General features: G+C 59.3%; 16 protein-coding genes and 1 other RNA gene. 6 read left to right on the plus strand and 11 right to left on the minus strand.

Going from position 1 to position 22,939, the window contains the following annotated elements; translation table 11 throughout:
* Positions 1-6 precede the first annotated feature (6 nt).
* The 3 genes from ampE (at position 7) to ABDX87_RS17610 (ending at position 4,871) form a co-directional block, all read left to right on the plus strand.
* Positions 7-843: a regulatory signaling modulator protein AmpE gene (ampE, locus tag ABDX87_RS17600; RefSeq protein WP_346829027.1), complete on the plus strand. Its 837-nt coding sequence runs from the start codon at positions 7-9 to the stop codon at positions 841-843.
* A 306-nt stretch (positions 844-1,149) separates the two neighbouring features.
* Complete coding sequence (gene potE, locus ABDX87_RS17605) at positions 1,150-2,589, plus strand: putrescine-ornithine antiporter (RefSeq protein WP_346829028.1); 1,440 nt, start codon at positions 1,150-1,152, stop codon at positions 2,587-2,589.
* The gene (locus tag ABDX87_RS17610; protein ID WP_346829029.1) at positions 2,586-4,871 is read left to right on the plus strand and encodes an Orn/Lys/Arg decarboxylase N-terminal domain-containing protein; all 2,286 of its coding nucleotides are present in this window, start codon (positions 2,586-2,588) and stop codon (positions 4,869-4,871) included. The genes potE and ABDX87_RS17610 overlap by 4 nt, the downstream gene beginning before the upstream one ends.
* Before the next feature lie 453 nt (positions 4,872-5,324).
* Here ABDX87_RS17610 and ABDX87_RS17615 read toward each other — a convergent pair whose 3' ends face one another.
* Complete coding sequence (locus ABDX87_RS17615) at positions 5,325-5,597, minus strand: hypothetical protein (RefSeq protein WP_346829030.1); 273 nt, start codon at positions 5,595-5,597, stop codon at positions 5,325-5,327.
* Between the two features lie 194 nt (positions 5,598-5,791).
* Between ABDX87_RS17615 and ABDX87_RS17620 the strand changes: the two genes are divergently transcribed.
* The gene (locus ABDX87_RS17620; RefSeq protein ID WP_346829031.1) at positions 5,792-6,655 is read left to right on the plus strand and encodes a LysR family transcriptional regulator; all 864 of its coding nucleotides are present in this window, start codon (positions 5,792-5,794) and stop codon (positions 6,653-6,655) included.
* 30 nt (positions 6,656-6,685) lie between these two features.
* Here ABDX87_RS17620 and ABDX87_RS17625 read toward each other — a convergent pair whose 3' ends face one another.
* The 3 genes from ABDX87_RS17625 to ABDX87_RS17635 form a co-directional block, all read right to left on the minus strand.
* Positions 6,686-7,534 (minus strand): HPP family protein, encoded by an 849-nt coding sequence (locus ABDX87_RS17625; protein WP_346829032.1) that lies wholly within the window; start codon positions 7,532-7,534, stop codon positions 6,686-6,688.
* 464 nt (positions 7,535-7,998) lie between these two features.
* Positions 7,999-8,280, minus strand: coding sequence for a hypothetical protein (locus ABDX87_RS17630; protein ID WP_346829033.1), 282 nt, complete (start codon positions 8,278-8,280; stop codon positions 7,999-8,001).
* Between the two features lie 431 nt (positions 8,281-8,711).
* Positions 8,712-9,890, minus strand: a complete 1,179-nt coding sequence (locus tag ABDX87_RS17635; RefSeq protein WP_346829034.1) for a sugar transporter — start codon at positions 9,888-9,890, stop codon at positions 8,712-8,714.
* Positions 9,891-10,451: 561 nt separating this feature from the next.
* On the opposite strand from ABDX87_RS17635, the gene ABDX87_RS17640 reads away from it, so the two are divergent.
* Positions 10,452-13,112, plus strand: a complete 2,661-nt coding sequence (locus tag ABDX87_RS17640; protein ID WP_346829035.1) for an autotransporter outer membrane beta-barrel domain-containing protein — start codon at positions 10,452-10,454, stop codon at positions 13,110-13,112.
* On the opposite strand, the gene ABDX87_RS17645 is transcribed toward ABDX87_RS17640, so the two are convergent.
* From ABDX87_RS17645 to ABDX87_RS17670, 6 genes are all read right to left on the minus strand, one after another.
* Positions 13,102-14,052, minus strand: coding sequence for a LysR substrate-binding domain-containing protein (locus tag ABDX87_RS17645; protein WP_346829036.1), 951 nt, complete (start codon positions 14,050-14,052; stop codon positions 13,102-13,104). The two genes, ABDX87_RS17640 and ABDX87_RS17645, sit on opposite strands and share 11 nt — an antisense overlap.
* 162 nt (positions 14,053-14,214) lie before the next feature.
* Positions 14,215-14,606, minus strand: a transfer-messenger RNA (tmRNA) gene (gene ssrA, locus ABDX87_RS17650).
* Positions 14,607-14,719: 113 nt separating this feature from the next.
* Entirely contained in the window at positions 14,720-15,010 is a 291-nt protein-coding gene (locus tag ABDX87_RS17655) for a hypothetical protein (protein WP_346829037.1), read from the minus strand.
* Positions 15,011-15,218: 208 nt separating this feature from the next.
* The gene (locus ABDX87_RS17660) at positions 15,219-18,029 is read right to left on the minus strand and encodes an FAD-binding and (Fe-S)-binding domain-containing protein (protein ID WP_346829038.1); all 2,811 of its coding nucleotides are present in this window, start codon (positions 18,027-18,029) and stop codon (positions 15,219-15,221) included.
* A 75-nt stretch (positions 18,030-18,104) separates the two neighbouring features.
* Positions 18,105-19,250, minus strand: a complete 1,146-nt coding sequence (lldD, locus tag ABDX87_RS17665) for an FMN-dependent L-lactate dehydrogenase LldD (protein ID WP_074756406.1) — start codon at positions 19,248-19,250, stop codon at positions 18,105-18,107.
* A 68-nt stretch (positions 19,251-19,318) separates the two neighbouring features.
* Positions 19,319-21,016 (minus strand): lactate permease LctP family transporter, encoded by a 1,698-nt coding sequence (locus ABDX87_RS17670; protein ID WP_346829039.1) that lies wholly within the window; start codon positions 21,014-21,016, stop codon positions 19,319-19,321.
* A 419-nt stretch (positions 21,017-21,435) separates the two neighbouring features.
* Between ABDX87_RS17670 and ABDX87_RS17675 the strand changes: the two genes are divergently transcribed.
* A complete protein-coding gene (locus ABDX87_RS17675) occupies positions 21,436-22,203 on the plus strand; it encodes a GntR family transcriptional regulator (protein WP_346829040.1) in 768 nt (255 codons plus the stop codon).
* Positions 22,204-22,364: 161 nt separating this feature from the next.
* Here the strand turns inward: ABDX87_RS17675 and smpB are convergent, their stop codons facing one another.
* Positions 22,365-22,847 carry an SsrA-binding protein SmpB gene (gene smpB, locus ABDX87_RS17680; protein ID WP_062389795.1) on the minus strand — a complete coding sequence of 161 codons (483 nt, stop codon included), beginning with the start codon at positions 22,845-22,847 and terminating at the stop codon, positions 22,365-22,367.
* Between the last annotated feature and the right edge of the window lie 92 nt (positions 22,848-22,939).

A 22,939-nucleotide genomic window follows, 5' to 3' on the forward strand; every position in this document is an offset into this window, starting at 1 on the left:
CTGGTGATGAGTTTTCTGGTGTTGCTGTTGGCCGTGTGGGTCGAGAAATTCTCTGCCCTGCGTCAGCGTGTTCAGCGCGATGCGCCCTGGTTGAATCAGCTGGGACGGCTTGAGTCGAACCCACGCACAGCCAAGCGGCCTTGGTGGATCCTGACGCTGACGATCCTGTTTCCGTTGTTGCTGCTGGCGCTGGTGCTTTGGATTGTCGGCTCGGTGGCGTATGGCTGGCTAGCGCTGCCGATTCATCTGTTGGTACTGATCTACAGCCTGGGCCGTGGCGATATCAAAGCCAATCTGGGTTCATTTCGCGACGCCTGTCGACGTGGTAATCAAGAGGCGGCGGTGCTGGTGGCCGATCGGGACCTGGGGGTTCAGGCGGAAAATGAAGAACAGCTGTTGGGCGGTGTGCAGACGTATTTGTTGTGGCAGGTCTATCAGGGTTTCTTCGCGGTGATCTTCTGGTATTTCGTGCTGGGCCCTGTCGCCGCATTGGCCTACCGATTGCTGGCGCTGGCGTCTGAGCATGGCAAGACCCCGGCGCTGGTGGAGCGCGCCACGCAACTGCGCCATGCATTCGATTGGGTGCCTGTGCGTCTGCTGGCCGCAAGCTTTGCATTGGTCGGCAACTTCGTCGCGGTCAGCCGCGTGATGCTCACTGAATTGCTCAACTGGAACATCAGCGCGGCCGGGCTGATCACCCGGGCCGGTTGCGTGGCCGGCGAAGTGCCTGCGCCGGTCGTGGGCGCGGAAGGCGTGAACAGCCTAGACGTATTGTGGGAATTGCTGATTCGTTCGGCGATTGTCTGGTACGCCGGATTTGCCTTGTTTACGCTGTTTGTTTGAAAGCGTTGCGTTACCCGCTGTGCTTTGAACACGCAGATCCACTAACCGAATGGATGGGTTTCTGATCGCGCCTTGACCTGTGTCAAGCGCGGTCTGCGTCCTGCCGTTACGCTCTCTCCTGTATTTTCCTTCGCGCAAACCGTATGAACGGTGTGAACTTTACCGACGTTCAATACAGTCACTATTTATTCCGAAGTTGTTAAAAAGTGGCTTTTCGCTAGCAGCTAAAGACATGTCCATTTCTTGCTTAGTGAGAATCTTTTGCTATAGCTAAAAGCCTCTCACTTCATCCTATGAGGCAACGGAATGTCAGTCGCAAAGAAAATGAGCGTGGGACAACTGACGATGTTGACGGCCGTCAACATGTTGGGATCCGGCATCGTGTTGTTGCCGACCAAACTCGCTGAAGTCGGCGGTATTTCGATCCTTTCCTGGCTGATCACGGCCACCGGTTCACTGGCTCTGGCCTACGCGTTCGCGCGCTGCGGGATGCTCAGTCGCAAGACTGGCGGCATGGGCGGTTATGCCGAATACACCTTCGGTAAGTCCGGAAACTACATCACCAACTACACCTATGGGCTGTCGTTGTTGATCGCGAACGTCGCGATCAGTATTACGGCCGTGGGTTATATCCAGACGTTGTTCGATATAAAACTCGGCTCGCTGCAAGTTGGCCTCGCGACCATTGCCTTATTGTGGATTACTACATTCGCCAACTTTGGTGGTGCGAGCATCACCGGCAAGATCGGCGCAGTCACTGTCTGGGGCGTGATTGCGCCCGTGGTTCTGGTCTCGACCATCGGCTGGTTCTGGTTCGACAGCAGTGTGTATTCGGCCGGCTGGAACCCCCATGACATGCCTTGGTATCAGGCGGCGGGCGCATCGGTGGCGATCACGCTGTGGGCGTTCCTCGGGCTTGAATCCGCGTGCGCCAATGGCGATGCAGTGGAGAACCCTGAGAGGAACGTGCCCATCGCCGTACTCGGCGGCACTTTGGGCGCGGCGGTGATCTACATCGTCTCCACCAACGTGATCGCGGGCATCGTCGACAACGCCGAACTGGTGTCTTCCACTGCGCCGTTCGGGTTGGTGTTCGCCAAGATGTTCAACCCGATGATCGGCAACATCGTCATGGGGCTGATGGTGCTGGCCTGTATCGGCTCGCTGCTCGGCTGGCAATTCACTGTCGCCCAAGTGTTCAAGAGCTCGGCGGACACCGGTTACTTTCTGCCGATCTTCGCCAAGGCCAACAAGCATGGCGTACCGATCATCAGCATGCTGATCCTGCTAGCGATCCAGACGGCCATGGCGCTGCTCACGATCAGCCCGGATCTCGCCAAGCAGTTCGACACGCTGGTGAACCTGGCGGTGGTCACCAACCTGGTGCCGTACATCCTGTCGATGGCCACGTTGATGACCCTGCAGAAGGTGTCCAACGTTCCGGCGAACAAGGCGCTCATTACCAACATCGTGGCCTACATCGCCGCCGCGTACAGCTATCTGGCGCTGTACAGCTCGGGCGCCCAGGCGCTGATGCTCGGCGGCGTTGCCACCATCGTCGGCTACACGCTGTTCGGCTTCGTCAACACACGCCTGATCAAACTGGAAGCCCTCAACAACAGCGTGCCGACCCAGACCGTCGCTGCGCAGCACATTGTCGGTGAACCTGTTCCGGTCAATGACCTGCCTCTCAACAACTTGCCTCGCAATGACCTGAATCGCGCCACTCTGGAGACTCAACCATGACGGAATACAGACACCTGCTCGGCATGCTGGCCTTACTCGTCACGAAGCAGCCCGACAAACGCAGCGTGTTCGGAAGGGCACTGATTCAGCTGATCAGCGATGTGGAAGAGCGCTCCATCAGCGTACTGACCTCGGAAAGCCTGAGCGACGCGAAGTCGATTCTGAGCACTGACCCGGCGATTCAATGCGTGCTGCTCAGTTGGGAAATGGACACCAGCGAAGACCACCAGGAGTGCATCGATCTGCTCACCACCTTGCGTGAGCGCAACACCCGCGTGCCGGTGTTTCTGATCAGTGATCGCAGCACTGCGTCCAGTGTCCCGTTGATTGTCATGCAACACGCAGACGACTTCATCTGGCTGCCGGAAGACACCAGCCGCTTCCTGAGCGGGCGGATCATGGCCGCGATCGAACGCTACCGTCAGGCGGTGCTGCCGCCGATGTTCGGCGCGTTGCTGAAGTTTGCCCGCAGCTACGAATACTCGTGGCACACGCCGGGTCATGCAGGCGGTACTGCCTTCCTGAAAAGCACCGCAGGCCGGGCATTTTATGAATTCTTCGGCGAGAACCTGCTGCGTTCCGACCTGTCGATTTCCGTGGGTGAGCTGGGCTCATTGCTCGATCACAGCGGGCCGATCGGCCAGGGCGAGCGCTACGCGGCGAAGGTGTTTGGTGCCCATCGCACCTACTACGTGACCAACGGCTCGTCGATGTCGAACCGTGTCATTCTGATGGCCAGCGTGACCCGCGATCAGATTGCGTTGTGCGACCGCAACTGCCACAAGTCTGCCGAGCACGCGATGACGCTGTCCGGCGCGATTCCGACGTACCTCGTGCCGACCCGCAACCGCTTCGGCATCATCGGACCGATTCTGCCGCAGACCCTGAGCGCCGAGGGCGTGAAAGCGGCGATTGCCAACAACCCGCTGGTGAAAAGCCACATCGACCCGACGCCGGTACACGCCATCGTCACCAACTCGACCTACGACGGGCTGACCTACAACGTAACGCGGGTCGAAGAGCTGCTGGGGCAAAGTGTCGACCGCCTGCATTTCGACGAAGCCTGGTATGGCTATGCGCGCTTCAATCCGCTGTACAAGGATCGCTTCGCGATGCACGGCAGCCCGGACGATCACGACGCCTCCAAGCCCACGGTGTTCGCCACCCAGTCGACCCACAAGCTGCTGGCGGCGCTGTCTCAGGCCTCGATGATCCATGTGCGTAACGGGCGCAACCCGATTCCCCATGGCCGCTTCAACGAGTCCTACATGATGCATGCGTCGACCTCGCCGAACTACGCGATCATGGCCTCGTGCGACGTCAGCTCGGCCATGATGGAAGCGCCCAGCGGGCAGATCCTGACGAATGAATCCATCGAAGAGGCAATCGCGTTCCGGCAGGTCATTTCGCGCATGCAGAGTGAGATGCTCGCCAACGATGACTGGTTCTTCTCGTGCTGGCAGCCGCCGTCGGTCAAAGTCGGCGCGACCTCGATTCCGTTTCACGAGGTCGATCCGGGCAGGCTCAAAACCGATCCGAATTGCTGGGTACTGCACCCGAACGAGATCTGGCACGGCTTCGGCGACATTGAAGACGGCTACTGCATGCTTGATCCGATCAAGGTGTCGATCCTCAGTCCCGGCATGGGCGATGACGGCAACCTGTTGGACTTCGGCATTCCAGCGTGCGTGCTGACCGCCTACCTCGGACGGCAGGGCATCGTGGTCGAGAAGACCACGGACTTCACCATTCTCTTTCTGTTCTCGATCGGCATCACCAAGGGCAAATGGGGCACGCTGGTCAATGCGCTGCTGGACTTCAAGCGTGACTACGACACCAACCTGGAACTGGAGCTGTGCCTGCCCGATCTGCTGACCGCCAACCAGCAACGTTATGCCGGCATGGGGCTGAAGGACCTGGCGCAGGACATCTTTGCCGCCATGAAAAAGACCAAAACCACAGCAGCCATGTCGCAGGCGTTCGGCACGCTGCCCAAGGCCGAGTTCAGCCCGGTGGAAGCGTACGAAAAACTGGTCAGGAACGAGGTCGAACAGGTCACCTTAGAAGAGGCGGCCGGGCGCATCGCGGCCACCGGCATCGTGCCTTATCCGCCGGGTATTCCGCTGCTGATGCCGGGTGAAAACGCAGGGCCTTCCGACGGCGCCTTGTTGGCGTATCTGAAGGCGCTGGAAAGCTTCGACCGATCCTTCCCCGGGTTCACCCATGACACACACGGGATCGAGAGCGAAGCGGGCGTTTATCGGATGTTGGTGTTGAAGTGATAAGCCACCGCTTCGACTCACCTCAAACGTTCCGACAGGATGAGGTTTTGTGGGAGGTTGTATGGTGCTCAAACCAGTGGTGTCAGTCCGTTTCTTGAGGGTCGCCAAGCCTGACAGCATGCGCCACGTCCCGGATGACGCAGAGCGTCATTGGATGTGTTACCACGCAGAGCGTGGGAACCATCAGCTTGCTGGTGATGGGAGTGAGCCAGTTTCATCAAGGGTGAATGACACATCGCATTCGTCAGCAAGCTAACTCCCACAGGCTTTTTGTTTATTCAACGAGTGCTGATTGTTCCCACGCTCCGCGTGGTAACACATTCAAGGACGCTCTGCGTCATCTGGGATGTGGCGCATGCTGCGAAGCTTCGCGACCCTCAAGAAACGGACTGACACCACTGGTTTGAGAGCCTGAGAGGCTCCCACAATCGATCCATTGCGTGGCGAGTTGCCTCAATTACTCTGAAGTTTCTGCAGCGCCTGCTGCGTCAAGGAAACACACTCTCTCGCGCCATCATCGTTGTGCCGCGCCAGAGCTGATTCGGCGCGGTGGACGGTGGTGTCGACGTCGCTTCTTACCGCGTCGCTGAGGTCTGGTTTAGCCGCTTCGGTGTCGCGAATCTTGCTCAGGTTTATCTGGCACAGGCTGTTGTCGTCGTTGGCCGTTGCGGTCAAAGGCAAGGCAAAGGCAGTCAGGAGCATGCCGGTGAGCAGGGCGTGTTTCATGTTGTTTTCCGCAGAAAGGTAGGTAAGGGGTTCGTGATGTGTACGAACCTGCTGCATGAGACAGCGGATTTTGAAATTGCGCCAGATGCCGGGCCTGTTTAACGTCGGATATCGCTCATGTTTTTGCGCTTGGGCGACGGGCCGCTGCGCTACCATGTCGCGGCCAATCTGACGCCAGCCGCCGAGCCGTATCGATGGACATTGACCTCGCCCGTACCTTTCTTGAAATCGTTCGACTGGGCAGCCTGATGGCTGCTGCCGAGAAGCTGCACGTCACTCAGACCGCGATCACCGCGCGAGTGCAGAAGCTGGAAAGCCACCTCAACTGTAAGCTGTTCATCCGCAATCGCACGGGCGCGAAGCTGACGTCCGATGGCGAGGCGTTTGTGGTGTTCGCCAATCAACTCGTCCAGACCTGGGATGCCGCGCGGCGGGAATTACCGTTGCCGGATGGCTATCGCCATGTGTTGCGTGTGGGCGCGGAAATGAGCCTGTGCAACCCGTTGATGCTCAGCTGGGTGCGCGAGATCCGCAACGCGATTCCGGACTACGCGCTGCATTCCGAGGTCAAGGACGGCGACGTGTTGATGAAGGAGGTCGAGCGCGGGGTGCTGGATGCCGCGTTGGTCTACCAACCGGCCTACTGGCCCGGGCTTCAGGTCGAAGAGTTGCTGGAAGAGAAGCTGATTCTGGTGCGCGTGGCGGGCAAGCCGGAGCCGTATGTGTACATCGACTGGGGGCCTGCGTTTCGTGAGCAGCACGACGCCGCGATGCCGGAAAAATCCAGGGCCGCCGTGGCGTTCAACCTGGGCCCCTTTGCGTTGCAGTACATCCTCGATAACGGCGGCTCGGGCTATTTCCGCACGCGAGTCGTTCAGTCCTGGCTGGACCGGGGTGTCCTGGAGCGCGTGCCGCTGGCGCCGGAGTTCAGCTACCCGACGTATCTGGTGTATGCGCGGGACAATCCCTCGGCGACCTTGCAGCGGGCCTTTGAACTGTTGCGTGAGATTGCCAAAGAGAAGGGCGACTGGTCCCAGCGTTGGGATCCGTCGGTGTAGTGCGCGGCACCCTTAGAAAGCCAGGTTCAGTCAATCCACCAGACTGATGATGCCAATCACCTTTCGGTCCGCATCAAGCACCGGCAGGTATTTGCTGTCCTGTCCGGCCAGCATTTTCATGGCATCTGCCACCGAGTGTTCCAGCGATAGACTGTTAGTGCTGCGCGAGATGATGTGCTCGGTGTCGATGTCCGTCCGGTTGCGATGCTGGGCGTTCGCTTCGGTCTTGTGCAGGATCGTCTCCAGGTCTTCACGAGATACGTCCACAAACGCACCCACGTCGTCGAGTGCCTTATCCAGATCCTGAGTGTTGAAACCCGCTGATTCGGAGTTTGCGACCTGTGCTTCAGGCGCTGTTTTCGCCTGCGCCCTGGGATAACGCACACGCGTCAGGTTGTTGTAGACCAGCGCGACAATCAGCAGGCAAATGGCGTTGAGCATGACCGGAAAAAGCACCTGTAAGCCGAGCGCCGACAGTTCCTGTTTAGAGGTGATGATGCTGATCGCGACAGCAGCGCCCGGCGGGTGAAGGCAGCGGCATACGCACATGATCACGATGGCCGAACACACCGCGACACTCGCCGCGGTGATGGTGTTGCCGAACAGGCGAATGCATAGCAATGCGACCAGCGTCGAGATCAGGTAACTGCCAATGATCGACCATGGCTGTGCAAGTGCGCCGGTCGACACGGCAAACAGCAATACCGCTGATGCGCCGATTGGACCGAGCAGATGCAGCGTGACGTCGATGCCGAACAACTGACGGCTCAGCAATGCGCTGATGAAAATACCCAGGCAGGCGCCCAGAGCCGCGCGCGACCATTCAGCCGGATGGGTGTTGAGGGAGTGAGGGATGAAGCTGCGCAAAAGCGTTTTCAACGAGTGAGTGTCCGAGGCTGAAAAAAGGAGCTCGTCGGCAGAGACAGAGCTCCCGCACAAAGGGGCAAGTGCCATGCATTTCAAAGGGCAGAACAACGATTGGAGAACTGTTGCGGCAGCTTTCCGTTCGGATGTGAAGCACGCCGATTGTGGTCAGGAAACGGGTGAGAGGCAAATTCGAAATAATGCAGTTTTGATTCAATAGTTTTGAATTAAATGCAGTTTAAGTCTGGATAGGTCTTTTTTAGCTCATTGTTAGTGATCTTAGGCAGGTGCCTATTAGGCTGGATGAACGATGCTTGAAGGCAAAAGCTGACGACACGGTCAGGTCGGATAGGGCGTTTCTGGGGAGGAAAGGGCGTTACCAGGAATCAGCTGAGGAAGGTCAAAAAAGCAACAGGCCATTGGCGAAATTGTTGTCGAGCAGGGGGACTCGCAACAACCGTCGTCAATGGCCTGTGATCTTACAGAGTGCGCGGCTGAGCCGATTGGCGGGTTCTCTTGGCAGGTCGCGCGGTTTCTACTTCCAGCAGATGCATGGCCAACACATCAGTCAAGAAACGGAACTGATCGTTAAAGCCCACCACTTCGTTGCTGAAGTGATTTTCCGCCGACGGCATCATGAAGGCATCAAAGCGTTTGTCTTCAATCAGGCTGTGACGGTTTTTACGAACGACGACATGTTGTGAGTAATAGTTATTACCAAATTTGGGAAAACTAACGTGCAGGGTGACGTCTCGGGTCATGTCGAGTGCTCCGCATCAAACAGAAAGTTGAAAGGTGAAAAGTGCTGATGAGTGTCAGCTACTTGGGCCTTAGTTGGCCCGTGCCATAACACGATGACTGTTTTCGTCCGCCGTGACGTGCACGGGTTCCAGAGCGAAAAGTTTGAGGGCGACGACGTAGCTGGTGAAAGCGGTCAGCGTCAAGCAAGTCAGAAGATGAATAACCATTTTTCCTGCCCTCAGTTCGTGTTTGGGTGTGAGGTGATAGTACGCCCCTGAAATTTGAGCGGAAGGCAAACGCAGGAATGTTGGTTATCGACAGGAATGATGGTACGGGCGGAACTCGGAAACGTAGCGTTAATCCCGCGACTGCAGTGTGGCAGATTCGCCAGGGCGTTCGACACGGCACAACCGCGGTCAGAAGCGCCGTTACAGGCGCTTCTGCCGAGCCTTCACGCGCGAAGGGTCTCGCCGTAGCGATAGGTCGCAAGGCCTGCCAGCACCAATCCGCTGAAGGCCACGAGGCCGCCCACCAGGCCGATGTTGGCAATGCCCAACTGGCTGATCACGACGCTGCCCAGCAGTGCGCCGCCACCGATGCCGATGTTGTAGATACCCGAGTGCAGCGACATCGCGACATCGGTTGCATCCGGCGCCATCGCCAGTACCTTGGATTGCATCACCAAGCCGAAGCACATGATCGCCATGCCCCAGACCACGCTCAGAGTGGCGATCCACGAGGCCTTGCCGGACAACGGCAGCAACAGAATCAGACACAACGCGAGCGCGCCGATGGCGGTGATCAACAGCCCACGCGGGTAGCGGTTGTTGTAGCGGCTGAACACGATGGAGCCGAGAATGCCGGCGCCGCCGAAAAGCAACAAAACAATGGTGGTCATCTCGCCGCTCATCTTGGCCACGACGTCGGCAAAGGGCTCGATGTAGCTGTAGGCGGTGAACTGCGCAGTGATGACCAGCGCGGTCAGCACATAGAGAGACACCAGCGCCGGACGCTTGAACAGAATCGGCAGGCTGCGCAGCGACCCTGAGTTCTGGCTTGGCAGCAGCGGCAGCGATTTGATCAGCACCAGCACCGTCAAGCCCGACGCAATGGCGATGGCCAGAAACGTCGTGCGCCAGCCCAGCGCTTCGCCCAACATGCGGCCCAGCGGAATCCCCAACACCATCGCGAGCGAAGTGCCGGTTGCCAACAGCCCCAGCGCCTGAACCTGTTTGCCCGCAGGTGCGACGCGCACCGCCAGCGATGCGGTGATCGACCAGAACACCGCGTGCGCCAAGGCAATGCCGACGCGGCTGACCAGCAACATGCCAAAGCTGGACGCCATGCTCGACATCACATGGCTGGCGATGAACAGGATGAACACGAAGCTCAGCAACTTGCGCCGTTCGATGTTGCGGGTCATCAGCATCATCGGCAACGAGGCCAGGGACACGATCCACGCATACACCGTCAACATCAGGCCGACTTGTGCAGAGGTCATGTCGAAGCTGTGGCCGATCGCGCTCAGCAGCCCGACCGGCACAAATTCGGTGGTGTTGAAGATAAAAGCCGCAAGGGCCAGCGCGATAACGCTGAGCCAACTTCCAGTGCGTGCATCGGTGGTGTTCATCAAAGGATGCGTCAGCCTCAAGGTAAATGTTCGAACTGTCAGGGTCGCCGAGCTCACACATACAAAACGCCAACAAGCAAAAACGCCGCGCGAGGCTCGGAGCCTGTGCGGTGCGTGCAGTCAGCAGAATATTATGAGTATGGGAGGGTACGACCAGATGAGGCGGAGTCTACGCCGTTGTTAACGTTGTCACAACCGGCGGCCCATGCGTCAAATCGGCTCATGAAGCGCAGATCAATCGTTCGATACAGGCGCCTTAGACGCTGGACTGTCCGCCAAACCCCCGTGGTAGACGGTGTGTGCCTGGCATCGCTTTCAGGCGTTCGGCCCAGGCGGCGCGCCAACCGGTGGCAGTGTGAGGCGATTTTGATCTACTCGCCGCCATGGTAGGCGTTGCTGAACCCATCATCCGTACAGCCTGTTGATAAATTGACGTAAAAGAAAACCTGTTCTTAGATGAATAAAGAAGAGGAGCAATTATTCAGTGCGCGTACACAGGAACGGCACTGTTATTTAAAAGGAATTAAACCGCCCCGGGTTATACCCGCAGGAGCACGCCTGATGAAAAGGCCCGTTAGGGCTCGCGTCGGCAATATTATTTACCTGTCTTGCGTATCCCTGCTGTTATTGCCAGCCACCGAGATTAAAGCCGCCTGTACCCTGACAACAGGGCCGGGCGATGACAGCTATGTCTGCGACAGCGGTACAAGTACCGGGCTGACCGATCTGGTCGGCAATAACACATTGACGCTTCCGTCAGGTGGCACAGGTTCCATCCTGGGAAATGTCGTCTTCGGCGCCGGGATAAACCGGCTGGAGATGGACGGTGGAAACATACTCGGCACTGTCGATATGGGGGATGGCGGTAACGTCATTCGCATTGGCGCAGGGGCTATTCGTGACGCGGTTTTCCAAGGTAGCGCCCGGGACAGCTTCGTGATGACCGGCGGGTCGATTCAATCACTGGCTCAGGGTGATGCGCGCGACATCTTCTCCATGAGTGGCGGGACCATCATCGGCGCATTTGAGGATGGCGATGTTGCAGCCATGAGCGGCGGCACTATTGGCCGTGTCGACATGAAGCTGGATGACAACATCTTCGACATGTCAGGCGGGCAGATCACCGGCAATCTTGTCACCGGATTCGGTCGCGACACTGTCAGTGTTTCTGGCGGCAGCATCGGCGGCAACGTCAGCGTGAGTGGCGGAGACGACAGTATCAACGTGACCGGCGGAGTCATCTCCGGGCAGATCCGCGCCAGTTTCGGAAACGACGTGTTCAGTTGGGACGGTGGCGGACACATTCAGTCTGCGGTACTGATGGGCGATGGAGACGACACCGCGCGGGTCGCCAATCTCACCGAGAGCACACTTAGCGCGACACCGTTGATCGACGGTGGTTTGGGCGCAGACACGCTGACCTTCATCAGCACCTCATCGGCTACGCCGTCACGTTATGTCGGCTGGGAGACCGTCAACCTCACCCAGCAGTCGCGGTTCAATCTGAGCGGCGATTTCTTTTTGGGTGACAGCGCGACCGGCACCGGCAACTTCAACGTCGACAGCAGCAGTACGTTGTTTCCGGTGCAGGGAGCGGTGCGGCCCTACATCGCGGGCAATCTCGCTACGCTTAATAACGCTGGCGTGATCGACATGACTTCCCGTAGCGCAGTGGCTGGCGATACGCTCAGCGTGTTCGGCAACTACGTGGGCAGCGACGGTCAGTTGTTGCTGCAGACCACATTGGGTGGTGACAGCTCTGCAACCGACCGGCTGGTCGTTTCGCAAGGCACGATCAGCGGCAATACCCAGCTGGGCATTACCAATCTGGGCGGCCTGGGTGGGCTGACTCAGGCCAGTGGTATCGAAGTGGTTCAGGCCGCCAATGGTGCGACCAGCAGCAGCGGTGCTTTTGCGCTGAAAGGATCAGTGTCGGCGGGCGCTTATCAGTACTACCTGTTCAAGGGTGGCGTGACAGCGGGAACCGAGAATAACTGGTACTTGCGATCCTCGGTTGTGGCGGTCGCCCCGCTGGCTATTCCGATCCCTCCGGCAGCGCCTGTGATCCCCCAAGCCACTGTGCCAGTGGCCGTGGCGCCGCCGACGGTGAGTGCGGATGAGCCGGCTGTCGAACCGCCGACTGCAACGCCCGTTGCGCCGGCAGCGCCCGCGACCTCCGACTCGACCGCAGTGGCAAGCACCTCGCCGGTGCCCGCCGCGACTACGCCTTCAATACCGCAGGCCGTACCGGGAGCCGAGGCGATTCCTCTTTATCGACTGGAAGTCCCGGTCTATTCGGTTGTCGTTCCAGCGGCACAAATGATGGTGTTGTCCGCGCTGGGAACATTCCACGACCGACAGGGCGATCAAAGCCTGCTCACGGGAACAGGAAGTGTTCCGGCCGGTTGGGCACGCCTCTATGGCAGTGATCTGAAAAAGAGCTGGTCAGGCACCGTGTCGCCACGCCTGGACGGTTCGACGCAGGGTTACCAGATCGGCCATGACCTCTACGTCGCCGTCACCGATTCAGGCCAACGGCAACGTGCGGGATTCTTTGTAGGGCAGAGCCGACTGCGAGGCGATGTCGACGGATTCGCCGAAGGCTTCCAGCATCGCAAGGCCGGGCACGTGAAGCTTGCGGGCGATCATTTCGGCGCCTACTGGACACTCGTCGACCCGAAGGGTGGGTACCTCGATGCCGTGGCAATGGGCACGCGTCTTCGCGGCGACAACCGGTCTGATCGGGGCGTCAAACTCGACACCGAAGGCCGCGCGGTCACGCTGTCGCTGGAGAGCGGTTATCCGTTGCCGGTTTTTGAACACTGGGTCGTGGAGCCGCAAGTGCAAGTCATTCATCAGAACATCGACTTGGACAAGCAGAACGACGGCATCTCCGATGTGTCATTCGACTCCCAGGGTTACTGGACCGGCCGAGTCGGGGCGCGCCTCAAAGGACGGTATCTGGTCAATAACCTTCCGGTCAAACCCTACCTGCGCGCCAATACCTGGCACACCTTCGGCGGTAAAGACACCGTGACGTACAACGGTGTGGACCGGATCAAGAGCGATCACAAGTCCTCTTCCGCTGACGTTGGAGTGGGGGTTGTGGCAAAAGTATCGTCAGACGTCAGTGTGTATCTGGCGGTGGATTACAACACGAATCTCGACAGCGAAACGCTTGAAGGTGGAAGCGGGACGTTAGGGGTGCGAGTCAGTTGGTAACTGTGCTGCGCGCGCTCACGTTATCGGGTGTTGAACCGGTAAAGGGTTCGGCATCCGTGTGTGTGAGGATCAGGCGGAAAGTCTCCACCAAAGGCCGCAAGTTGACCCGATGCCACGCCGCCCATAGCGGCATGGTGAAACTCAGCCACGGCAACTCCCGGAACACGACGCCGGGATAAGCAGCCTGGTTCAGGCTCTTCTGCGTCATCGCGATGCCCAGACCCGCCGCGACCAGGCCGAGTGCGGTGTAGGGTTCGGCGGCCTCCAGCCGAATCTCCGGTGTGAAACCCGCCCGAATGCACGCCGCGACAAAGTCGTCGTGGTGATTCTTGCCCTGACTGGACTTCACGCCGATCCAGTCCAGATCCTGCAAGTCAGCAGGCGTAAGGCGCTCGACCTGCGCGAGCGGATGATGGGCGGGCAACGCCAGCATCATCGGGTCTTCCAGCAACTGGCGATAGGTGAGGTCAGGGTCATCATCGCTCGGCGGCTCGCTGACCAGCGCCACATCCAGACTGCGCTGCCGCAACCCTTCAAGCTGGTCGCTCGAAGGCATGTTGTACAACGCCACATGAACCCCCGGCCGTACCTCGCGCACCGCACTCAAGGCCGTAGGCAACACATTGGCGTGCATTGCCGTCTCGATATAGCCAATGCACAACCCACCTTCCTCGCCACGCCCCAGCCGTTTGCCCAGCGACTCCAGCCGATTCGCGTGCGTCAGCAACGCGCGGGCTTCGGTCAGGAAGGTACGGCCATCCGTGGTCAGACGAATCCGCTGCTGACTGCGCTCGAACAGGTTCAACCCGAGACGCTCCTCAAGTTGTGCGATCTGCCGACTGAGCGGCGATTGAGAGATATGCAGACGCTCAGCCGCACGGCCCACGTGCTCCTCTTCAGCGACCACGACGAAATAACGGAGTTGGCGAAGGTCGATCATGTGAGGCTCTGGGTGTCTTAAGTGCTGGGGATTGTGTCTTGAGCGGTCTTTGAATGGCAATCGGGAATGGCCGGTGGCTTTAGCAGCTGACCTGTGTACCTGAGTGCATGCTGACAAAATTCAGGCACAAAAAAAGACGTCCGTGGACGTCTTTCATTTGTTTGGTGGAGCCGGGGGGATTTGAACCCCCGTCCGCCAGTACTCCGCTGTCGGGACTACATGCTTAGCCGTGTCTATTAAGTTAACCCTCAGCGACCCGACGGGCAGGGTGCTTTGGGCGAGCTGTGTAAGTTTTAGCCGATTCGTCCACAGCGTACTGCACGGCGATCCTGTTCTGTATGACAATCATTTTGGGTTTACAGGCATCCCCTGATGATTGCTGGAGCCGAAGCTACCAGAAGGAAGGCTAGCGCCGCTTACGCAGCGAGAGCTTGTTCCCCGTAGGTTTCGTCATTGGCAACTATAGAAAGTTGCAACAGTGGATTTACGACTTCTGTTACCAAGTCGGCATGCCCCTAGAGTTTCATCACCGGCGTCGAATCCTAATCGGCCCCAATTCTGCTGCTCTAGCAGTCAGGTCGCGGAGTGTACCCGAATCAACGGGATACGTCACCTTGAGCCTTTGCACAGATCGGCGGGCCGGCTCATGGCCGGCCCAGGCCGGGCATTACTTGGTGGCGCCGCCGTCGGAACCGTCACCGCCGGTTTTCAGCGAGGTGATTTCCTTCTGGGTCAGCTCGATGCATTTTTTGTCATCGCCAGCCTTTTGAGCCGCCATGGCATCAGTCATCGTTTTTTCCAGTTCCTGCTTGCTGTCCGCGCTCATATTGGTGCTGGTCGAAGTATGAGCATCTTTCAGGGTCTGCAGGTTGGCGCCGCACAGGTCATCAGCAGCGAATACCGGGGAACCCATCAGTGCAGCGGTCAGAAACAAACCAGTCAGTGCTGTGCGTTTCATGTGTATCTCCTTAAGCCTGGGGACTCGGTATGGCCGGTTAAATCTGGCCGATGTCCGAGGTAGAGGAATAAGCGTCCCGTGTTGTGGCGCTTAAAGAGATGGACTGCCCTCGAACGCAGGGGTTCTATTTATTTTTCGAGTGGTGGGAAAAAGCCATGTTGCAGAATGTGTCATTCAAATGGGGCGAAAAACTCCCCATTTGAGTGCATCAAGCGGATCTTGCTCGCGTCACGCGGTCAACCAGGTACACCAGTCCGTGGTAGTCGATTCCGCCGTGTTGCGTCAGGCCGATTTCACATGTGCGGCTGGTGGAAATGCCCTCGCTGCAGTACTGCACGGCGTCCTTCAGGGTACGTAGCGAATGGGCATTGAGCTCCGGCGTGGTGAAGCCTTTGTCACCCGCAAAGCCGCAGCAGTGAATGCCTTCGGGAATAACCACGTTGACGCTGCACAACCGCGCCAGTTCGATCAGCGCCTGGCTTTCGCCGAGGTGTTGAGTGCTGCACGTGACGTGAACCGCGATGGCTTCCTGTTGAGGTGTGAACTCCAGTTTGTCGAGCAGATGCGTGCGAATGAAACGCACCGGATCGTAGAGGTCGAGGCGGGTGTCCTTCAGGTCCTGAACCAGCCGAAGGGTGCAGGGGCTGGTGTCGCAGTAGATGGGATCGAGTCCGCCACGACTGGCTTTGGTCAGCGCCGCAAGCAGTTGTTGACGCTTCTCTTCGGCTTGCTCTGCGTAACCTTTGGAGGCGAAAGGCTGGCCGCAGCACAGGCTGTCCTGATCGTCGGGGAACACCACTTGGTAACCGGCTTTTTCCAGCAGGCCACGGGTTTTGTCCATCAGGGACATCTGTTCATGATCCGCGGCTGCCGGACCCATGACTCGTGACACACACGCGGCGAGGTAGACCACACGTGGGCGCTGATCGTCGACCGGTGGATTGAAGCGAATGGCGTTTTCCGGCTGAGGCATGGCGGGTGTCCATAGCGGCACACGACCCGAAGAGGCCTTGGTCAGCGCAGCGGAAATCTTCGCCAGTCTCGGAGCACCCAACAACATGCGTGCGCCGTTCGCGGCATGCAGGGTAAAACGCGCGCCCTTCAGAGCCGTCGTGAAGTGATGAGCCAGCCAGTCGGCGGTCTTGCCGTGCGTGGCTTCTTGCCCCCGCAGCTTTTTCACCAGCTCCCCGGTGTTGATGCCGACCGGGCACCGCTGTGCGCACAAGCCGGTGGCAGCGCAGGTCTCGATGCCTTGGTAGTGATAATCGCGCTCCAGGTCGGTGGTGTCGGTGCCGGCGCGTTTTTTGGCCTGGATATCGCGCCATATCACGATGCGCTGGCGCGGGCTGAGGGTCAGTCCCTTGGACGGGCAGACCGGTTCACAGAAACCGCACTCGATGCATTTGTCGACGATGGCGTCGGCCGCAGGCATCGGCTTGAGGTGTTTGAGGTGGATCTGCGGGTCTTCACTGAGCACCACGTCAGGGTTGAGGATGCCGTTGGGGTCGAGCAAGCGCTTGAGTTGCCACATTAACTGATAGGCGTCGCTGCCCCATTCGAGTTCCACGAACGGCGCCATGTTGCGCCCGGTGCCGTGCTCGGCCTTGAGCGAGCCGTTGAATTCAACGGCAACCAGTTGCGTCACGTCGTCCATGAAAGCCGAGTAGCGGGCGACTTCTTCGGGGTCGTTGAAGCCTTGGGTGAAGACGAAGTGCAGATTGCCCTCCAGCGCGTGGCCGAACAGGATGGCTTCGTCGTAGTGATGTTTGTCGAACAGCTCGATCAGGCGTCGCACGCCAATTGCCAGTTGTTCGACGGGAAAGGTGACGTCTTCGATGATCACCGTGGTGCCGGTTTCGCGCACGGCGCCGACGGCGGGGAAGGTGTCTTTGCGGATGGCCCACAGTCGGGCGTTTTCGGTGGGATCCTCAGTAAAGTCCACCTGCTTTTCCATCGGGAAGTGCGCGATCGACGCCATGATCTGCGCCAGTTGTTCGTGCAGCAAAGGCTGGGTCGCCGCGCGGGCTTCGATCAACAGCGCGCAGGCGTTTTCCGACAGCTCTCGCACGAAGGCGGGCATGCCCGGTTTGTTCTGCACCGAGCGCATGCTGCGCCGGTCGAGCAGTTCGACGGCGGAGACCGGCTGGGTTTTCAGCACGGTGACGGCGTTACAGCAAGTCTCCACATCTGGAAACACAATCAGCGCCGACGCCTTGTTCGGGTGATCGAGCACGGTGTCGTAGGTCACTGCACTGATGAACCCCAGCGTGCCTTCTGAGCCGACCAACAGGTGGCTGAGGATATCGAGGGGTTCTTCAAAATCGACCAAGGCGTTCAGGGACAGGCCGGTGGTGTTTTTCAGGCGGTATTTGTGGCGAATCTTTGCAGCGAGTTCGGGGTTGGCGCGGGTTTCCCGACCCAATTCGCGCAGACGCTCGAGCAGCGTGCCGTGACTGGCGCGGAAAGCGGCGACGCTTTGGGCGTCTTCGGTGTCGATACGCGTGCCGTCGGCCAGCACCAGGCGAATGCCGGCGAGCGTGTGATAGGTATTTTGCGCCGTGCCGCAGCACATGCCGCTGGAGTTGTTGGCGACGATCCCGCCGATCTTGGCCGCGTTGATGGAAGCCGGGTCGGGTCCGATCTTTCGCCCGAACGGTGCCAGCCAGGCGTTGGCCTGTGCCCCGATCACGCCCGGCTGCAGGCGAATCTGTTCACCTTCACGACGGACTTCGCGCCCATTCCAGTTATCGCCGAGGACGATCAGCACCGAGTCGCTGATGGCCTGGCCCGACAGGCTGGTCCCCGCCGCACGAAACGTCACGGGCACCCGGTCGACTTGCGCCAGCTTAAGCAGCGTGACCACTTCCTCTTCGGATTCGACGCGGATCACCAGTTTGGGGATCAGCCGATAGAAGCTGGCGTCGGTGCCAAAAGCGAGCGTCGACAGCGGATCGTCGAAACGGCGGTCGGCGGGAATCAGGCGCTTCACATCGTCCAGAAACGAGGCGGGCAGGCTCATACGGTCTTCCTCACGGGATCATCATCATGGCGCCGCGGCATCTGGCGTGCCGCGTGCGTTATCTACAGCGTGCGCTCAGGCGCCGAGCTCGCGAACCAGTGAGTCGCGGGTGATTTCGCTGACGGATTTGGCGCCTGTCAGCACCATCGCCACGCGCATTTCCTTTTCGAACAGTTCGAGCAAATGTTTCACGCCGGCTTCGCCGTGGGTGGCGAGGGCGTAAATGAACGCGCGGCCGATCAGCACGGCGTCGGCGCCCATGGCAATCATGCGCACTACGTCCAGGCCGCTGCGAATGCCGGAGTCGGCGAGGATCTTGATTTCGCCCTTCACGGCGTCGGCAATGGCGGGCAGCGCACGGGCACTGGACAGCACGCCATCGAGCTGGCGGCCGCCGTGGTTGGATACAACGATGCCGTCCGCGCCGAATTTCACGGCGTCGCGGGCGTCTTCGGGGTCAAGGATGCCTTTGATGATCATCGGGCCGTCCCAGAAGTCGCGAATCCATTCCAGGTCTTTCCAGGAAATCGACGGATCGAAATTGTTACCGAGCCAGGCGATGTAATCCGTCAGGCCGGTAGGGTTACCGCGATAGGCCGACACGTTACCGAGATCGTGAGGACGGCCGTTCACGCCGACGTCCCACGCCCATTGCGGATGAGTCATGGCTTGCAGAACGCGGCGGATCGGGCCGTTCTTGCCGCTCATGCCGGAGTGCAGGTCGCGATAGCGGGCGCCAGGCACAGGCATGTCCACGGTGAACACCAGCGTCTTGACGCCGGCGGCCTTGGCGCGCTCAAGGGCATTGCGCATGAAGCCACGATCCTTGAGGACGTAAAGCTGGAACCACATGGGGCGGTCGATGGCCGGGGCGACCTCTTCGATCGGACAGAGCGACACGGTCGACAGCGTGAAGGGAATCCCTTTGGAGGCTGCAGCGCGAGCGGCCTGCACCTCGCCACGGCGGGCGTACATGCCGCACAGACCGACCGGCGCCAGTATCACGGGCATGCTCAGGGTTTCATCGAACAGCCGGGTTTCCAGGCTGAGTTCGGACATGTTCTTGAGCACGCGCTGGCGCAGAGCGATTTCGGAAAGGTCCGAGACGTTGTGGCGCAGCGTGTGTTCGGCGTACGCGCCACCGTCGGCGTAATGAAAGAGAAACGGAGGCAGCTTGCGTTGCGCAGCGGCACGATAATCGGTGGAAGCAGAAATGATCATGAGGTCTCGCAACATTGAGTGAGCGGGGCAGCGCCGGGTGCACGTGAGCACACCCGGCGCTTGTCTCGTTAATGAACCAGCATGCCGGTCAGCCAGTACGCCTGAACGTAGGTGATGCAGCCCACGATGGCTGCGAAGAAGATGCTGTGCTTGAGCGTGAAGCGGAACAGGTCCGATTCCTTGCCGACCAGACCGGTCGCGGCGCAGGCCACGGCGATCGACTGCGGGGAAATCATTTTGCCGGTGACGCCGCCGCTGGAGTTGGCGGCAACCATCAGCACGTCACTGACACCCAACTGGTGCGCGGTGGTCGCTTGCAGCGAGCCGAACAGGGCGTTGGACGAGGTGTCGGAACCGGTCAGGAACACACCGAGCCAGCCGAGGAATGGCGAGAAGAACGGGAATGCAGCACCCGTACCGGCCAGGACCAACGCCAGTGTCGACGACATGCCGGAGTAGTTCATGACGAAGGCGAAGGCCAGCACCATGCCGATGGACACGATGGCCCAGCGCAGTTCGAACAGGGTCTCTTTGAAAGTGGTAAGACCAGTTTTGACGCCGATTCGCAGGACAATCATCGCCAGAATCGCCGAGATCAAAATGGCGCTGCCGGAGGCTGCCAGCAGGTCGAATTTGTACACGGCAGGCATGGCGGTCGCTGTTGCGACGATCGGCGCGCCCTTCATGACCAGTTGGTCCAGGTGTGGAACCGGGAAGTTCATGGTCAGCGAGGCCAACGGACCGCCTGCGGCGAACAGGGCCTTGAACGGCTTCAAGGTCCAGATTGTCACGATGACGGTCAGTATCAGGAACGGTGACCAGGCCTTGAGGATGACGCCGGCGGAGTACGGGGATTTCTTGGTGGTGCGTGGTTGACCGAAGCCGCCAGGACCGCCGCCCATCACGACTGCACCGCCACCTGCGCTCGCCACTTGCATGTCGGTTGCGCGGGCTGGCTGCCAGACCTTCAGGAAGAACGTCAGGGACACGAGGCTGACCAGTGCCGAGGTAATGTCAGGCAGTTCCGGGCCAATGTAGTTCGAGGTCAGGAATTGCACGATGGCGAAGCTGCCGCCGGCCACCAGCGCGGCTGGCCAGGTTTCCTTGACGCCTTTCACGCCGTCCATCATGAACATCAGCCAGAACGGTACGAACACCGACAGCAGCGGCAGTTGACGGCCTGCCATCGCGCCGATTTTGAAGGCGTCGATGCCAGAGACCTGACCGGCGACGATGATCGGGATCCCCAGTGCGCCAAACGCAACAGGCGCGGTGTTCGCGATCAGGCACAAGCCTGCTGCGTACAGCGGGTTCAAACCCAGACCTACCAACAAGGCTGCCGTGATCGCGACCGGAGCACCGAAGCCTGCCGCACCTTCCAGAAAGGCGCCGAAGCAGAACCCGATCAGCAGGACCTGCAGACGTTGGTCGTCAGTGATCGACATGACCGAGCTGCGAATGATCTCGAACTGGCCGCTCTTGACCGTCAGTTTGTAGAGGAACACCGCCGCAATGATGATCCACGCAATCGGCCACAAGCCGTAAAGGAAGCCGTAGACCGCCGAAGCGACCGCCATATCGGCGGGCATCTGAAACGCGAAGATCGCGATCAGGACGGCAAGCAACAAGGTGATGGCGCCTGCAACATGGCCTTTGAGCCGGAACACGGCCAAGGCGAGGAAGAAGAACACGATGGGAATGACCGCAGCGAGTGCCGATAGGCCCAGGCTGCCGAGAGGTGTGTAGAGCTGTTGCCAGGTTTGCATGTATGAGGCCCCTAATTGTTGTTGGTTAGGCCCGGTGTCCATGTCTTGCGTGCGCTGCTCCTGCAGGGGACAACTGCTTTTCTGTCGTCCTGCCGGCGCCGACGAACGAAGTCGCACAGCTCACCAGCTCAAGCGTTCCGCCGTCGCGGATGACTTGCGGCGTGTCGTGGAGGATGACCACTAATCGCCGGCACCGATAAATTGGTAATACCAATTTACAATGTCTTGTCGCTAGGTTAAAAGCCTTGGCATTGGTGTGTCAATTTATGACTCTAGAACTTTTGTAGCAGTTATCTGGTTTTTCGCCTGAATTGGAGATTTGTCCTACATCTGCTGGGTGAATGTCTGATCACAATCAGCGAGAATAATCGCCCCCGTTGTTGCGTCGGACGGGGCAGCTGAGGATGTGGAGAAAGGGGATGGGCTTCGATCAGGTGCGTCAGCGCCGCTTGTCAGACGATATTGTCGAACAGCTTGAGAGGATGATTCTCGAGGGCACGCTGCGGGCGGGTGAACGTCTGCCGGCCGAGCGTGCGTTGGCCGAGCAGTTTGGCGTGTCGCGCCCGTCTTTGCGCGAAGCGATTCAGAAGCTCACTGCCAAAGGCTTGCTGATCAGTCGTCAGGGTGGCGGCAATTATGTGGTGGAGAGTCTAGGTTCGACCTTCAGCGATCCGTTGCTGCATCTTTTGGAAAGCAGCGCCGATGCGCAGCGCGACCTATTGGAGTTCCGCCACACCCTCGAAGCGTCCTGTGCTTATTACGCTGCCATTCGCGCGACCGACGTCGACCGCGCACGGCTGCGTGAAGCCTTTGATGCGTTGCAGGACTGCTACGCGCGGGTCGATGAGGTGAGTCGTGCGGAAGAGGGCGCGGCCGATGCGAATTTCCACCTGGCGATTGCCGAGGCCAGCCACAACGCGGTGCTGCTGCACACCATTCGCGGGCTGTTCGATTTGCTGCGGCGCAACGTCGTGACCAACATTGGCGGCATGTACAAACAACGCTCAGAGACGCGCGACATGCTGATCAATCAGCACCGTGAGCTGTACCTGGCGATTATCGAAGGTCGGGCGGACGATGCCCGGGAAGTGTCCAGTCGACATCTGCTGTACGTGCAGGAAGTGCTCGAAGAGGTGCGTCAGCAGGTGCAGCGTACGGCGCGGGCCGAGCGGCGTAACGGCATTTGACGCAAATGCCTGCAGTGAGCTGAAACCTGTGGGAGCGAATTTATTCGCGAAAAATCTGCGAGGCGCTAGACATCTGCCGCCTGTACTGGCCAATCGCGAATAAATTCGCTCCCACAGTTGATCCATGTCCGTCAGAGCGCATCGTCAAACCTGCGAAAAAGTCAGTCTTCCTTGCCCTTGTTTCGCACGGCGCGTTGCAGCTCGCGATTGGAGTCGCGTTCGCGCTCGGTATCACGCTTGTCGTATTCCTTCTTGCCTTTACCCAGAGCGATTTCGCACTTGATCAAGTGCGCCTTCCAGTAAAGGGCAAGGGCGACCGCGGTATACCCTTTTTGCGCAACCGCGGCGTTGAGCCTTTCCAGCTCGCGTTTGTTGAGCAGCAGTTTACGGGTGCGTGTCGGGTCAGCGATGACGTGGGTACTGGCTGTCGTCAACGGCGTGATGTGGCTACCCATCAGCCATGCCTCACCGTCCTTGAGCAGCACGTAACTGTCCACCAGCTGCACCTTGTTGGCACGCAGGCTTTTTACTTCCCAACCGGCCAGGACCAGACCGGCCTCGAACTTGTGTTCGATGAAGTAATCGTGACGCGCCTTTTTATTTTGCGCGATGGTCCCTGTGGGATGTTTCTTGAGCTTAGCCATAGGCGACGCATTATAGGGATCAACGGTGCTCTCGGCTATGGGCTCGGCAACGTGAAGCGGTGTGCTTGAGCACGATGAGTGAATCCCGGACA

The sequence above is a fragment of the Pseudomonas abietaniphila genome (assembly GCF_039697315.1).
Lineage (GTDB): Bacteria > Pseudomonadota > Gammaproteobacteria > Pseudomonadales > Pseudomonadaceae > Aquipseudomonas > Aquipseudomonas abietaniphila_B.

What these genes read in the sequence shown, in the direction of transcription:
- ampE (WP_346829027.1), top strand. Translation starts at nt 7, where the DNA reads ATGAGTTTTCTGGTGTTGCTGTTGGCCGTGTGGGTCGAGAAATTCTCT.
- potE (WP_346829028.1), top strand. Translation starts at nt 1,150, where the DNA reads ATGTCAGTCGCAAAGAAAATGAGCGTGGGACAACTGACGATGTTGACG.
- ABDX87_RS17610 (WP_346829029.1), top strand. Translation starts at nt 2,586, where the DNA reads ATGACGGAATACAGACACCTGCTCGGCATGCTGGCCTTACTCGTCACG.
- ABDX87_RS17615 (WP_346829030.1), bottom strand. Translation starts at nt 5,597, where the DNA reads ATGAAACACGCCCTGCTCACCGGCATGCTCCTGACTGCCTTTGCCTTG.
- ABDX87_RS17620 (WP_346829031.1), top strand. Translation starts at nt 5,792, where the DNA reads ATGGACATTGACCTCGCCCGTACCTTTCTTGAAATCGTTCGACTGGGC.
- ABDX87_RS17630 (WP_346829033.1), bottom strand. Translation starts at nt 8,280, where the DNA reads ATGACCCGAGACGTCACCCTGCACGTTAGTTTTCCCAAATTTGGTAAT.
- ABDX87_RS17635 (WP_346829034.1), bottom strand. Translation starts at nt 9,890, where the DNA reads ATGAACACCACCGATGCACGCACTGGAAGTTGGCTCAGCGTTATCGCG.
- ABDX87_RS17640 (WP_346829035.1), top strand. Translation starts at nt 10,452, where the DNA reads ATGAAAAGGCCCGTTAGGGCTCGCGTCGGCAATATTATTTACCTGTCT.
- ABDX87_RS17645 (WP_346829036.1), bottom strand. Translation starts at nt 14,052, where the DNA reads ATGATCGACCTTCGCCAACTCCGTTATTTCGTCGTGGTCGCTGAAGAG.
- ABDX87_RS17655 (WP_346829037.1), bottom strand. Translation starts at nt 15,010, where the DNA reads ATGAAACGCACAGCACTGACTGGTTTGTTTCTGACCGCTGCACTGATG.
- ABDX87_RS17660 (WP_346829038.1), bottom strand. Translation starts at nt 18,029, where the DNA reads ATGAGCCTGCCCGCCTCGTTTCTGGACGATGTGAAGCGCCTGATTCCC.
- lldD (WP_074756406.1), bottom strand. Translation starts at nt 19,250, where the DNA reads ATGATCATTTCTGCTTCCACCGATTATCGTGCCGCTGCGCAACGCAAG.
- ABDX87_RS17670 (WP_346829039.1), bottom strand. Translation starts at nt 21,016, where the DNA reads ATGCAAACCTGGCAACAGCTCTACACACCTCTCGGCAGCCTGGGCCTA.
- ABDX87_RS17675 (WP_346829040.1), top strand. Translation starts at nt 21,436, where the DNA reads ATGGGCTTCGATCAGGTGCGTCAGCGCCGCTTGTCAGACGATATTGTC.
- smpB (WP_062389795.1), bottom strand. Translation starts at nt 22,847, where the DNA reads ATGGCTAAGCTCAAGAAACATCCCACAGGGACCATCGCGCAAAATAAA.